This window comes from Pseudomonas sp. AC532 (assembly GCF_979258965.1).
This window is the reverse complement of the sequence record NZ_OZ409888.1, coordinates 3,295,126-3,308,099: the sequence shown is the minus strand read 5'-3', so window position 1 is coordinate 3,308,099 and position 12,974 is coordinate 3,295,126. Positions and strand designations below refer to the sequence as shown.

General features: G+C 63.8%; 11 protein-coding genes and 1 pseudogene. 10 read left to right on the top strand and 2 right to left on the bottom strand.

Annotated features, from left to right (window positions below; translation table 11 throughout):
• Positions 1-41: 41 nt before the first annotated feature.
• The 9 genes and pseudogenes from ACZ0AV_RS15520 to ACZ0AV_RS15480 form a co-directional block, all read left to right on the top strand.
• Positions 42-170 (top strand): annotated as a pseudogene (locus ACZ0AV_RS15520) (AraC family transcriptional regulator); the annotation flags it as partial.
• A gap of 402 nt (positions 171-572) precedes the next feature.
• Positions 573-1,550, top strand: a complete 978-nt coding sequence (locus ACZ0AV_RS15515) for a dipeptidase (protein ID WP_499151852.1) — start codon at positions 573-575, stop codon at positions 1,548-1,550.
• 171 nt (positions 1,551-1,721) lie between these two features.
• Complete coding sequence (locus tag ACZ0AV_RS15510; protein WP_499151851.1) at positions 1,722-2,252, top strand: DUF5943 domain-containing protein; 531 nt, start codon at positions 1,722-1,724, stop codon at positions 2,250-2,252.
• Between the two features lie 90 nt (positions 2,253-2,342).
• The gene (gene dgcA, locus ACZ0AV_RS15505) at positions 2,343-4,403 is read left to right on the top strand and encodes a dimethylglycine demethylation protein DgcA (RefSeq protein ID WP_499151850.1); all 2,061 of its coding nucleotides are present in this window, start codon (positions 2,343-2,345) and stop codon (positions 4,401-4,403) included.
• 114 nt (positions 4,404-4,517) lie between these two features.
• On the top strand, positions 4,518-6,476 hold the full coding sequence (gene dgcB / locus ACZ0AV_RS15500) for a dimethylglycine demethylation protein DgcB (protein ID WP_499151849.1): 1,959 nt from the start codon (positions 4,518-4,520) through the stop codon (positions 6,474-6,476).
• Positions 6,473-6,601 (top strand): hypothetical protein, encoded by a 129-nt coding sequence (locus tag ACZ0AV_RS15495; protein WP_499151848.1) that lies wholly within the window; start codon positions 6,473-6,475, stop codon positions 6,599-6,601. The genes dgcB and ACZ0AV_RS15495 overlap by 4 nt, the downstream gene beginning before the upstream one ends.
• Positions 6,594-7,826: an electron transfer flavoprotein subunit alpha gene (etfA, locus tag ACZ0AV_RS15490; RefSeq protein WP_499151847.1), complete on the top strand. Its 1,233-nt coding sequence runs from the start codon at positions 6,594-6,596 to the stop codon at positions 7,824-7,826. Before ACZ0AV_RS15495 ends, etfA begins: the two co-directional genes overlap by 8 nt.
• Before the next feature lie 128 nt (positions 7,827-7,954).
• Positions 7,955-8,728, top strand: coding sequence for an electron transfer flavoprotein subunit beta (gene etfB / locus ACZ0AV_RS15485; protein ID WP_499151846.1), 774 nt, complete (start codon positions 7,955-7,957; stop codon positions 8,726-8,728).
• 38 nt (positions 8,729-8,766) lie between these two features.
• Positions 8,767-9,015: a hypothetical protein gene (locus tag ACZ0AV_RS15480; RefSeq protein WP_499151845.1), complete on the top strand. Its 249-nt coding sequence runs from the start codon at positions 8,767-8,769 to the stop codon at positions 9,013-9,015.
• 403 nt (positions 9,016-9,418) lie between these two features.
• Here ACZ0AV_RS15480 and gbdR read toward each other — a convergent pair whose 3' ends face one another.
• Complete coding sequence (gene gbdR / locus ACZ0AV_RS15475) at positions 9,419-10,519, bottom strand: choline metabolism transcriptional regulator GbdR (protein ID WP_499151844.1); 1,101 nt, start codon at positions 10,517-10,519, stop codon at positions 9,419-9,421.
• Between the two features lie 721 nt (positions 10,520-11,240).
• Positions 11,241-11,594 (bottom strand): hypothetical protein, encoded by a 354-nt coding sequence (locus tag ACZ0AV_RS15470; RefSeq protein WP_499151843.1) that lies wholly within the window; start codon positions 11,592-11,594, stop codon positions 11,241-11,243.
• A gap of 182 nt (positions 11,595-11,776) precedes the next feature.
• On the opposite strand from ACZ0AV_RS15470, the gene ACZ0AV_RS15465 reads away from it, so the two are divergent.
• Complete coding sequence (locus ACZ0AV_RS15465) at positions 11,777-12,973, top strand: quaternary amine ABC transporter ATP-binding protein (RefSeq protein WP_499151842.1); 1,197 nt, start codon at positions 11,777-11,779, stop codon at positions 12,971-12,973.
• Position 12,974 lies beyond the last annotated feature (1 nt).

The following is a 12,974-nucleotide window of genomic DNA, read 5'->3' as shown; positions in this document are numbered from 1 at the left end:
CGATGTCGAACGGCGCCGAGCGGCCGCTGGCGGTGTCGATGTTGCTCGAGGTGGCGCTGGCCTGCGGCTTCGAGTCGGCCTCCTACTTCGCCCGCCGCTACCGCGCCCGCTTCGCACTCAGCCCACGGCAGGATCGACACGAAACAGCCCCACCCACTCTACGACCGTGAAAAGGCGCAAGCATCCTACAGAACGCAAAGTGACGAGAGCAGACGTAGGGTGGATGACGCTCTTTTCATCCACCATTGCGATCGTGGACGGATCGGGCCGCCTAGGTAAGGCGTCGTCCACCCTACGACTATGGGAGCGGGCCGTGCCCGCGAATAATCACGGGCATGGCCCGTTCCCACAATGAATCACCGAACGGCTGCTTGCGCCTTGTAGCTGCGTGCCGGTCAGCCCCTGCCCTGGAACAGGCCTACCCAAAGAGGCTTGTCCGATCACGACCTTGCCTTGACGCTTTCGGCAATCCCCCCGTCGTTTTTGCACCGGGTCGCCAGGGCGCCGAGGCATATGCTCCCTACAAAGCGCCAGCAACGAATCTGGTGCAACCAATCAAGGGGAGCTGCCTGATGAGCCCAGCCGAATTGCACGCCGACAGCATCGTCATCGACGGTCTGATCATCGCCAAATGGAACCGCGAACTGTTCGAAGACATGCGCAAGGGCGGCCTGACCATGGCCAACTGCACGGTGTCGGTCTGGGAAGACTTCCAGGAAACCATCGATGCCATCGCATCGAGCCAGAAGCTGATTCGCGAAAACAGCGACCTGGTGATGCAGGTGCGCACCACCGCTGACATCCGCCGCGCCAAGGAGCTGGGCAAGACCGGCATCCTCTTCGGCTTCCAGAATGCCCACGCGTTCGAGGACCAGATCGGCTACGTGGAGATCTTCAAGCAGCTCGGCGTGGGCATCGTGCAGATGTGCTACAACACCCAGAATCTGGTCGGCACCGGCTGCTACGAGCGCGATGGCGGGCTGTCCGGCTTCGGCCGGGAAATCGTCGCCGAGATGAATCGTGTCGGCGTGATGTGCGATCTGTCCCACGTCGGCAGCAAGACCAGCGAGGAAGTCATCCTCGAATCGAAAAAGCCGGTCACCTACTCCCACTGCCTGCCGTCGGGGCTCAAGGAGCACCCACGCAACAAATCCGACGCCGAGTTGAAGTTCATCGCCGACCACGGCGGCTTCGTGGGCGTGACCATGTTCGCGCCGTTCCTGGCCAAGGGCATCGACTCGACCATCGACGACTACGCCGAAGCCATCGAATACGTGATGAACATCGTCGGCGAGGACGCCATCGGCATCGGCACCGACTTTACCCAGGGCCATGGCCAGGACTTCTTCGAGTACCTGACCCACGACAAGGGCTACGCCCGCCGCCTGACCAACTTCGGCAAGATCGTCAACCCACTGGGCATTCGCACGGTGGGCGAGTTCCCCAACCTCACCGAAACCCTGCTCAAACGCGGCATGAGCGAGCGCACCGTGCGCAAGGTCATGGGCGAAAACTGGGTGAGGGTGCTAGCCGACGTCTGGGGCGAATGATGAATACCTGCGCCCACCAATAGCGGCGTCGCTACCAGCTCGCCGCACAGTCGTACTGCTCTCGCTTGTCGCTGCGGGTCTCCTTGCTCTCGGCGTGCTCGCTACCGCTTCACAGGCATTCATCCGCCCTGTCCAAACACGCAAGACAACGAATTCTGGAGTTAAGAACACATGGCCACCCACGCCCCCGAAATGCCCATCCAGGTCGACGACGAAACTGGCGTCTGGACCACCGACGCCTTGCCGATGCTGTATGTGCCGCGGCACTTCTTCGTCAACAACCACATGGGCATCGAGGAGGTGCTCGGCGCCGACAAGTACGCCGAAATCCTCTACAAGGCCGGCTACAAATCCGCCTGGCACTGGTGCGAGAAAGAAGCCGAGTGCCATGGCCTTTCTGGCGCAGCGGTGTTCGAGCACTACATGAAACGCCTGTCGCAGCGCGGCTGGGGTCTGTTCGAAACGCAGAAGCTCGATCTGCAAACCGGCTATGCCGAGGTAAAGCTCAAGCACTCAGCCTTCGTGTACGTGTACGGCAAGGTCGGGCGCAAGGTGGACTACATGTTCACTGGCTGGTTCTCCGGCGCCATCGACCAGATCCTGGCCGCCCAGGGCAGCTCGATCCGTACCTTTACCGTGCAGGAATATGGCGGCTCCGAAGAAGGCCATGATGACGGCCTGTTCGTGACTCGCCCGCTCTGAACAAAAGGATCAGGTGCCGCCAATAAAGGCACCCGCCCTCCACCGTGAACGCAGAACGTAGCGTGTAGCCGCCGAATCGAGGAGAAGGTCATGGCCTTCGAAGCAATGTTCCAGCCGATCCAGATCGGCAAACTGACTATCCGTAACCGTGTGCTCAGCACCGCACACGCGGAGGTGTATGCCACCGATGGCGGCATGACCACCGAGCGCTACGTGAAGTACTACGAAGAGAAAGCCAAGGGCGGCATCGGCCTGGCCATTTGTGGTGGCTCCTCGGTGGTGGCCATCGACAGCCCGCAGCAGTGGTGGAGTTCGGTGAACCTGTCCACCGACCGCATCATCCCGCACTTCCAGAATCTGGCTGACGCCATGCACAAGCATGGTGCCAAGATCATGATCCAGATTACCCACATGGGCCGCCGCTCGCGCTGGGACGGCTTCCACTGGCCGACCCTGATGTCGCCGTCGGGTATTCGTGAGCCGGTGCATCGCGCCACCTGCAAGACCATCGAGCCGGAGGAAATCTGGCGGGTGATCGGCAACTACGCCCAGGCCGCACGCCGCGCCAAGGAAGGCGGCCTGGATGGCGTGGAACTGTCGGCGGTGCACCAGCACATGATCGACCAGTTCTGGTCGCCGCGCGTCAACAAGCGCACCGACGAGTGGGGTGGCACCTTCGAGGGCCGCATGAAGTTCGGCCTGGAAGTGCTCAAGGCGGTGCGCGCCGAAGTGGGCGACGACTTCTGCGTGGGCATGCGCCTGTGCGGCGACGAGTTCCACCCGGACGGCCTGTCCCACGACGACATGAAGCAGATCGCCACGTACTACGACGACACCGGCATGCTCGATTTCATCGGCGTGGTGGGCTCGGGTTGCGATACCCACAACACCCTGGCCAACGTGATTCCCAACATGAGCTACCCGCCGGAGCCGTTCCTGCACCTGGCGGCTGGCATCAAGGAAGTGGTCAAGGTGCCGGTGCTGCACGCGCAGAACATCAAGGACCCGAACCAGGCCACGCGCATTCTCGAAGGCGGCTACGTGGACATGGTCGGCATGACCCGCGCGCACATCGCCGACCCGCACCTGATCGCCAAGATCAAGATGGGCCAGATCGACCAGATCAAGCAGTGTGTCGGCGCCAACTACTGCATCGACCGCCAGTACCAGGGTCTGGACGTGCTGTGCATCCAGAACGCCGCGACCAGCCGCGAGTACATGGGCGTGCCGCACATCATCGAGAAATCCACCGGGCCGAAGCGCAAGGTGGTGATCGTCGGTGGCGGCCCTGCTGGCATGGAGGCCGCTCGCGTGACGGCCGAACGCGGCCACGACGTGACCTTGTTCGAAAAGCAGGAGCAGCTTGGCGGACAGATCACTCTGGCTTCCAAGGCGCCGCAGCGTGACCAGATCGCCGGCATCACCCGCTGGTATCAACTGGAGCTGGCGCGCCTGGGCGTCGACCTGCGCCTCGGTACCGCGGCGGATGTGGACACCATCAACGACCTGCGCGCCGATATCGTCGTGCTCGCCAACGGCGGCCACCCGTTCCTTGAACAGGTCGAGCATTGGCATGCGGACGAAGGCCTGGTGGTCAGCAGCTGGGACATCCTCAGCGGCAAGGTAGCGCCGGGCAAGAATGTGCTGGTGTACGACACCATCTGCGAGTTCACCGGCATGTCGGTGGCGGATTTTCTCGCCGACAAGGGCTCCCAGGTCGAAATCGTCACCGACGACATCAAGCCCGGCGTGGCCATCGGCGGCACCAGTTTCCCGACCTACTACCGCAGCATGTACCCCAAGGAAGTGATCATGACCGGCGACATGATGCTGGAAAAGGTCTACGCCGAGGGCGACAAGAAGATCGCGGTGCTGGAGAACGAGTACACCGGCGCCCGGGAAGAGCGGGTGGTCGACCAGGTGGTCGTCGAGAACGGCGTGCGCCCGGATGAAGGCCTCTATTACGCGCTCAAGGAAGGTTCGCGCAACAAGGGCCAGATGGATGTTGACGCGCTGTTCGCCATACAGCCGCAGCCAAGCCTGAGCCAGCCCGGTGACGGCTACCTGCTGTTTCGTATTGGCGACTGCGTGGCCCAGCGCAACACCCATGCTGCGATCTACGACGCACTGCGGTTGTGCAAGGACTTCTGATCCACATATCGCCCTGTGGGAGCGGGCCATGCCCGCGGTTGATTCGTACCAAGGCTGCGCTCATCCGCCAGCCTGGCCCGCTCCCACGACATCTCGTCCGGTGAGGACAGACCGATGCTGAACACCATTCTTCCCATCCTGCTCTTCGCTGCCCTGGCCCTCGCGGTGCTCGGCGCGGCCAGGCGTTTCTTCATGTGGCGCCGCGGCCGCCCGGCCAAGGTCGATTGGATCAAAGGCCTGCTGAAGATGCCGCGCCGCTACCTCGTGGACCTGCACCACGTGGTCGAGCGCGACAGCTACATGTCCAGGACCCACGTGGCGACTGCGGGTGGCTTCGTGCTGGCGGCCGTGCTGGCCATCGCCGTGCACGGTTTCGGCCTGCACAACCGTATCCTCGGTTTCGCGCTGCTGGCGGCCACCACGTGCATGTTCGTCGGCGCGCTGTTCGTCGCCGCGCGCCGGCGCAACCCACCGGCGCGCCTGTCGAAAGGCCCCTGGATGCGCCTGCCGAAAAGCCTGCTGATGTTCTCCGCGAGTTTCTTTATCGCCACCTTGCCAGTGGCCGGTGTGCTGCCAGCAGATTTCGGCGGCTGGGTGCTCGCGGCCATCCTCGCCATTGGCGTGGCCTGGGGCGTGTCGGAACTGTTCTTTGGCATGACCTGGGGCGGGCCGATGAAGCACGCCTTCGCTGGCGCCCTGCACCTGGCCTGGCACCGCCGCAGTGATCGCTTCGGGGGCGGTCGCTCCACCGGCCTGAAAGCCCTGGACCTCAACGACCCGAAAGCACCACTGGGCGTGGAAAAACCCACCGACTTCACCTGGAACCAGCTGCTCGGCTTCGACGCCTGCGTGCAGTGCGGCAAGTGCGAAGCCATGTGCCCCGCCTTCGCCGCCGGCCAACCGCTGAACCCGAAGAAACTGATTCAGGACATGGTCATCGGCCTGGCAGGTGGCACTGACGCCAACTTCGCTGGCTCGCCGTACCCTGGCAAGCCACTTGGCGAACACGGCGGCGGCCCGCACCAGCCGATCGTCTCGCTGCAGGGCAAGGCGCTGGTCGACGCCGACACCCTGTGGTCGTGCACCACCTGCCGCGCCTGCGTGGAGGAGTGCCCGATGATGATCGAGCACGTCGATGCCATCGTCGACATGCGCCGTCATCTGACTCTGGAAAAAGGCTCGACCCCGAACAAGGGCGCCGAAGTGCTGGAAAACCTCATCGCCACCGACAACCCCGGCGGCTTCGCGCCCGGCGGCCGGTTGAACTGGGCGGCCGACCTCAACCTGCCCCTGATGAGCGAGAAGCACCGCGCCGAGGTGCTGTTCTGGGTTGGTGATGGCGCGTTCGACATGCGCAACCAGCGCACCCTGCGCGCTTTCGTGAAGATCCTCAAGGCGGCCGGCGTGGACTTCGCCGTGCTCGGCCTGGAAGAACGCGACAGCGGCGACGTGGCCCGCCGCCTCGGTGACGAGGCGACCTTCCAGCAACTGGCCAGGCGCAACATCGCCACCCTGAATCAGTACCAGTTCACCACCATCGTGTCCTGTGACCCGCACAGTTTCCACGTTCTGAAGAACGAGTACGGCGCCCTCGGTGGCCACTACCAGGTCATGCACCACAGCACCTTCATCGACACCCTGATGCAGCGCGGCGCCTTGAGCCTGGCCAAGCACAAGGGCGGCTCCGTCACCTACCACGACCCCTGCTACCTGGGCCGCTACAACGGCGAGTACGAAGCGCCGCGTGCGGTGCTCAAGGCCATCGGTATCGAGGTCAGGGAGATGGCTCGCTCGGGCTTTCGCTCACGCTGCTGTGGCGGCGGCGGCGGCGCGCCGATCACCGACATCCCCGGCAAGCAGCGGATCCCCGACATGCGCATGGAAGACATCAAGGAAACCGGCGCCGAACTGGTGGCCGTCGGCTGCCCGCAGTGCACGGTGATGCTCGAAGGCGTGGTCGAGCCGCGCCCGCAGATCAAGGACATCGCCGAGCTGGTCGCCGAGGCACTGATCGAAGCCGAAGCACCACAGAAGAAAACCGCCGCGCAACCCACTGCAGTGGAGGTCGCATGAATATCGACGTGCGTGACAACCTGGTGATGGTCGATGGGTTATTACCCATCCTACAAAGCGCGATCCGTAGGATGGGTGACAACCCATCAAGACTGAGCCGCCCGACGGGAGACCGCCATGAGTGACATCATCCGCCGCGATCCGCGCGCCGACTGGATCGCCCGCAACCGCCTGCACCCGCTCCACGCGGCCATGCAGAGCCAGAACCAGACCAGCTGGATGGGCCCCAACGGCCTGGTGCGCAAGAACCCGCATGCCATTGCCGCCGGTTTCATCGGTCCGGCCGGGCTCAAGCGCATCGACCGCAGCGGCGCCCAACAAGGCGGCAGCAATAAACGCCAGAGCAGCAGCGAGGTGGTGCAACTGCCGCTGCATGTGATCGAGCAGCCGGCATTCATCATCGCCGTGGTGCCGGACATGGTTGGCGGGCGCCTGAGCAATCACGACAAGGATCTGCTCGGCCTGGCCCGGCAACTGGCCGGCGCGGACGGCGCCGTGCTCGCGGTGATCTTTGGCGAGCACAAGGAAAGCGCCTTCGACGGCGCCGGCGTCGACCGCCTGCTGCACCTCGACGATGACTATTACCAGGGCTACTCGCCGGAGCAGCGGGTACTCGCCCTGCGCGCGGTGGAAAGCCAGTTCACCCCCCGCCACTGGTTGTTGCCGGACAGCCGCAGCGGTGGCGGCGAGCTGGGCCGACGCCTGGCCGCCAGCCTGGGCGAGCGGCCTGCCACGCGGGTCTGGCAGGTCAAGGACGGGCGCAGCACCGGACGTGCAGGAGCGGGCCGCGAAGACATTGCACAGGCCGCCCCGCGATTGATTCTGGCGGCAGCGGAATGTGCCGAGCCGGTCAGCGAAACACGCCACGAAGCGCGCACGGTCGAGCTCGAGGCGCAGGTCGCGCGCAACCTGCCACGCATCGACGACCTCGGTTCGGTCGCCGTCGACCCGGCGCAGATCCCCATGGCCGAAGCGGAATTCATACTCTCCGGCGGCAATGGCGTGAAGGACTGGGACCTGTTCCACCGCGCCGCCGTGGCCCTTGGCGCGACCGAGGGCGCCTCGCGCGTGGCGGTGGACGACGGCCACATGCCGCGCGGCCGCCAGGTCGGCGCGACCGGCACCTGGGTCACTGCGCGGGTCTACCTGGCGGTGGGCATTTCCGGCGCCATCCAGCACCTGCAGGGTATCGGCACCTGCGACAAGGTCGTGGCGATCAACCTCGATCCCGGCTGCGACATGATCAAGCGCGCCGACATGGCCGTGATCGGCGACTCGGCGGCGATCCTCCAGGCCTTGATCGAGCGGGTCGAAGCCCACCGCCAGGGAGCAAAACGTGATGCGGCATGACCTGCCTGTCGCGGGCATGGCCCGCGCCCACCCCCGCGATGCCAGTGGCACCTTGCGGAGCCTCGGTATGACAACCTCGCGGGAGCGAGCCACGCTCGCGAAATCGCTCGTACAGGTGGAATTCCAGCATGGCTGAATTGAACATCGTTGCCCTCGTCTCCATCGGCACGCACCCGGCCTCGGGTCGGCCTCGACGCGCCGAGCAGGACGCCCGTGCCGTGGAGTTGGGCCTCACGCTCGCAGGCGAAAGACTCACGGTGCTGCACGCCGGCGACCCGCACGAGGAAGCCCTGCGTGCCTACCTCGGCATGGGCCTGCCGGCACTTACCGTGCTCGAGCAGGCCCGCGAGGCAGACGCCCTTCCCACTCTGGTCGAGCACCTGCAGGGCGCCGGCGCGCACCTGGTGCTGACCGGCAGCCAGGCGGAAACCGGAGAAGGTTCAGGCATGCTCCCGTACCTCCTGGCAGAGCGCCTTGGATGGCCATTGATCGTTGGCCTGGCGGCGGTGGAAAGCATCGAAGGCAGCCATGCCCAGGTGCTGCAGGCACTGCCCCGCGGGCAACGGCGCCGGCTCAAGGTGCGCCTGCCCTTCGTCGCCAGTGTGGATGCCGCCGCACCGGCTGCCCGCCAGAGCGCATTCGGCCCGGCAAGGCGCGGCACGCTGGAGCATGAATGGGTGCAAGTGGTAGACGACCCGCTATATGCCGACGCCCAGTGGCAGCCCGCGCGGCCGCGACCCAAGCGCCTGAAGGTGATCAAGGCCAAGACCGGCGCCGAACGCATGAAGGCCGCTACGGCCAAAGCGGCGGGCGGCGGCGGGCAGGTGCTCAGCGGCGTGTCGCCACAGGAAGGCGCAGAGGCTATCTTCAAGCTGCTGGTGGACGAAGGCGTGCTGCGCTGACCGGGCGCCGATCTCAAACACTTCAGGAGGACAGGACGATGATGCACACCGACTTGATCGACCAGGAAGATCTCCGTGAGCGCCTGGTGGCACTGGGCATCAGCATTCCCAGCGGCGTGTCGGCCGAGCAGGCCTGCGAGTATGCGGTAACCGGCCTTTCCCCGGACCGGGCAGTGGCCTTGCGGCACATGGTGGAAGACATCCTCGGCGGCAGCGCCACCGTGCTGCCGACCGTGCGCGAAGCCATCTCCCGTACCCTGTTACCCGCTCTGGTACCGCGCCGCTGAGGCGCTGGATCTGTTCTGCGGCGGGCACCTCGTGCGAAAGCCCGCCGAACGCCCCAGCAACCTGTACACAAAACTGTGGATAAGGTGTTGAATAACGCCTTCAAGGCGCACCTCCGATGCCGGGTCCCCTATCCGCCCTGGGCCGCCTGCCGAAAATCAGCTGTAGAGCCCGCCGTATCGAGGCTTCGCTTGGGTTAAGCCGTTGAACACTGTGTCTGTCCGCAAACCAATAACTGGCGCACAAACACCCCGCGCACTCCTGTGGATAACGCACCACGCAGGGAAGCGGCGCAAGGCCGCCGCATGAACCAGTGGTTTTTTATCAGCTCTAGCCGGTGGTGGCAGGGCCCATCGGCCCGCGGCAAACAGGGCGATGGCGACAGCAGCCGCCACCGCCCCGGGCTCAGATGACCCGCACGCTGGCGAAGGTCGACTCGCCCTGGGCACGGTTAAGGGCGGACATGGCGGAAGAAGGCTCGGGCATCAGGTCATCGCGAATCGGTACCAGCGCCACCACGTTGGAACTGCTGCCGGCACGCTCGTCACGCGGCGGAATGCCAAAGTACTCGCGGTAGCACTTGGAGAAATGTGGCGTGGACACGAAGCCGCAGACCGAGGCCACTTCGATGATCGACATCGAGGTCTGCTTGAGCAACTGGCGGGCACGGATCAGGCGCAGCTTCAGGTAGTAGCGCGACGGCGAACAATGCAGGTACTTCTGGAACAGGCGCTCCAGCTGACGGCGGGAAACGTCGACATACAGTGCCAGTTGGTCGAGGTCGATGGGCTCTTCGAGATTGGCCTCCATCAGCGCGACGATTTCCTGCAGCTTTGGCTGGTTGGTGCCGAGCATGTGCTTGAGTGGCACACGCTGATGATCCTGCTCGTTGCGGATGCGCTCGTATATGAACATTTCCGAGATCGCCGCGGCCAGCTCGCGTCCATGTTCGCGGGCGATCAGGTGCAGCATCATGTCCATTGGCGCGGTGCCGCCGGACGAGGTGTTGCGGTTGCGGTCGATGGAGAACAACCGCGTGGTGATCGCCGCACGGGGGAAAGCCTCCTGCATGGCAGCGAGAAACTCCCAGTGCACACTGCAATCGTAACCGTCGAGCAACCCGGCCTTGGCCAGCGCCCAGCTACCGGTGCACACCGCACCCATCTGCCGGCCTTGGCGCGCCTGGCCCTGCAGCCAACGTACGTGGTCACGGGTGACGCTACGCTGGATGTCCACGCCGCCGCAGACAATCACCGCGCTCAGGGCCGGCGAGTTGTCCGCACTGGCATCCGGGGTGATCTGCAGACCGTCACTGGCGCACACCGGCAGGCCGTTGAGGGTCAGCGTATGCCAGCGATACAGCTCTTTGCCGGAAAGCTGGTTGGCCATGCGTAGAGGCTCCACGGCAGACGCCAGGGAAATCAGGGTGAAGTTGTCCAACAGAAGAAACCCGATGGATTGCGGAACGCGGGGCTGGAGCGGCGCTCCCTGATTGGTCTGGGACATGGGTGGATCCTCACGCTAAGCACGTTGTGAGCCTTCATGGCGAGGCTCAGTTTTCTTATGATTGCAGCACAGGGCAGTCAAGCTCATCCCTATGCAACGCAAGGGTCATGCCGACATTGCACATTCAACACGCAGAAAGGCAATCGCGCCTGCAGCGCCCTTGCTTCGGCAACCCAGGTGACACATTGGCGCCTCGCTGAAACTGGCGAAAGCGCCATGCCCCAGGGGCTTGAGCATTTTCGTAGCACTGTTGGCGCAGGGTGTTCCCGCACAGTTGCAATGGTTACCTGCAGGCAGTAACGCAACGCGTGACCGATCGGTCACGCTCAGCAAGGCATCGGCCGTTGCAGGCGATGCACCAAAAATTGGCGAGCGGCCTGACACCTGGGCGAAAAGGGCTCACGAATCGGCCGCTCCATGCAGCGACAGTGTCGCGCAAGCGGGTGAGCGGGCCGGTGCGGCACGCGCCCGAAAAGGCTCGTTCGCTCGAGCGTGCCAAGCCCTCGCAACAGTGCCGCAAATCGGCGGGGCCCGACCGGCATGCGCGGTAAAAGGCGGTTTTTTCCGACTGTTTTGCCGCTACCGACAGCCTTACATGCGTTTTTTTCGAATTCGCTGCAGCCCGCGTATCGCCTAGCCTGACGCCCGACGAAAGGCTGAGAACCGCGCCACACCTGGCTTGCAGCCTTGGCCAAGGGACGAAAAAATCTGTTATGGTTTTTTAGGCGGCGGCATTTTTGTCGTCGCCCAACACGTCAGGGTCGCAATTCGATAATTGCCATGACCGCAAGACTATATCGTTGAGCCAGCCGATTTCGTCGCTGTCACTTTTGACCAGAGTGGCAGACTGAAGCGCCTTCGCTTCGGACCGAAGAACAGATAAGTGCTGGCCACCGCAAACGGGCGCCAGCCCACAAGAAATTTCGGATGTACGCGCATCTTGGACGAGATGTGAATTCCCAATGGACTGGGTTTCGTAACACTGCCAGAGGGTTTGGAAAGCAGTTTGCAGCACGGCAACGTTAGTTTCACTCGACAATCCACCTGTGCAATGCCCCGGGCTGCTAGCAGCCATGGCAGGGCTCCGGTAGCGTGCGCGGGTGCCAGCAGAACGCCATGTAGCAGAACGCTGTCCAAACCTCGGAACCGTGTATATACCCACAAGCAAGAACAGTCGACATCGCCTGACGGGCGCCCGGTGGGCGCTCGGCAAGCTGCGTGCAACTGCTCTGGATGTCACTGAAGGGGAACCGTCCCATGCAGTCTGGAAAAATAGTCGTCGAGAACCTCTACAAGGTGTTCGGCGACAAGCCGCAAGAAGCCATCGACCTGCTCAAGCAGGGCTGGAGCAAGGATAGGATCCTCGCCGAGAAAGGCGCCGTGATCGGCGTGAGCGACGTATCGTTCAGCGTCGAAGAAGGGGAAATCTTCGTATTGATGGGCCTCTCCGGCTCAGGTAAATCGACCCTCATTCGCCTGATCAACCGGCTCGTAGAACCCACTGCCGGCGATGTATTCATCGACGGCCAGAACGTCGCCAAACTCCCCAAGGACCAACTGATCGAACTGCGCCGCCGCGACATGAGCATGGTCTTCCAGTCGTTCGCGCTGATGCCGTCACGTACCGTCCTGGACAACGCCGCCTTCGGCCTCGAAGTGGCCGGCAAGGGCCGCAAGGAGCGCGAGGAACGCGCCATGCAGGTGCTCAAGCAGGTAGGCCTGGACACCTTCGCCAGCAAGTTTCCGCACGAACTTTCAGGGGGCATGCAGCAGCGCGTCGGCCTGGCTCGCGCGCTGGCCGTCGACCCTTCGATGATCATCATGGACGAAGCCTTCTCGGCACTCGACCCGCTCAAGCGCCGCGAAATGCAGGACATCCTTCTGGAGCTGCAGAAGACCGACCGTCGCACCATCATCTTCGTGTCCCACGATATCGAAGAGGCCATGCGCATCGGTAATCGCATCGGCATCATGGAGGGCGGCAAGCTCATCCAGGTCGGGACGCCGCAGGAACTCATCGATCACCCCGCCAACGATTATGTGCGTAATTTCTTCGATACGGTCGACACCAGCCGCTATCTCACCGCCGGCCAGCTCAAATCCGACAGCGTGCCGATCTACGTGCACAACGGCAAGGCGCCCGATGCGCAGACCGTCTGCCGAGAGCTGCAGGAGCAGGACAAGCACTACGCCTTCATCGTCGACGAAGACAACAAGTTCCAGGGTTCCATCAGCCTCGAGAGAATCGCCCTGCTGGTCGAGGGCGGCGGATCCTGCTCCCTCAACCAGGCCGTATTGAAGGAAATCAACCCGGTTCCGGAGGACATGCCACTCGATCAGGTGATCGGTCGCCTGGTGGACAACGAGGGGCCGATCCCGGTGGTAGACCAGGACGGACACTACAGCGGCGCGATCAGTAAAGGCCGCCTCCTGACTCGTCTGCAGGGAGAATGAC

What these genes read in the sequence shown, in the direction of transcription:
- ACZ0AV_RS15515 (WP_499151852.1), top strand. Translation starts at nt 573, where the DNA reads ATGAGCCCAGCCGAATTGCACGCCGACAGCATCGTCATCGACGGTCTG.
- ACZ0AV_RS15510 (WP_499151851.1), top strand. Translation starts at nt 1,722, where the DNA reads ATGGCCACCCACGCCCCCGAAATGCCCATCCAGGTCGACGACGAAACT.
- dgcA (WP_499151850.1), top strand. Translation starts at nt 2,343, where the DNA reads ATGGCCTTCGAAGCAATGTTCCAGCCGATCCAGATCGGCAAACTGACT.
- dgcB (WP_499151849.1), top strand. Translation starts at nt 4,518, where the DNA reads ATGCTGAACACCATTCTTCCCATCCTGCTCTTCGCTGCCCTGGCCCTC.
- ACZ0AV_RS15495 (WP_499151848.1), top strand. Translation starts at nt 6,473, where the DNA reads ATGAATATCGACGTGCGTGACAACCTGGTGATGGTCGATGGGTTATTA.
- etfA (WP_499151847.1), top strand. Translation starts at nt 6,594, where the DNA reads ATGAGTGACATCATCCGCCGCGATCCGCGCGCCGACTGGATCGCCCGC.
- etfB (WP_499151846.1), top strand. Translation starts at nt 7,955, where the DNA reads ATGGCTGAATTGAACATCGTTGCCCTCGTCTCCATCGGCACGCACCCG.
- ACZ0AV_RS15480 (WP_499151845.1), top strand. Translation starts at nt 8,767, where the DNA reads ATGATGCACACCGACTTGATCGACCAGGAAGATCTCCGTGAGCGCCTG.
- gbdR (WP_499151844.1), bottom strand. Translation starts at nt 10,519, where the DNA reads ATGTCCCAGACCAATCAGGGAGCGCCGCTCCAGCCCCGCGTTCCGCAA.
- ACZ0AV_RS15470 (WP_499151843.1), bottom strand. Translation starts at nt 11,594, where the DNA reads ATGGCTGCTAGCAGCCCGGGGCATTGCACAGGTGGATTGTCGAGTGAA.
- ACZ0AV_RS15465 (WP_499151842.1), top strand. Translation starts at nt 11,777, where the DNA reads ATGCAGTCTGGAAAAATAGTCGTCGAGAACCTCTACAAGGTGTTCGGC.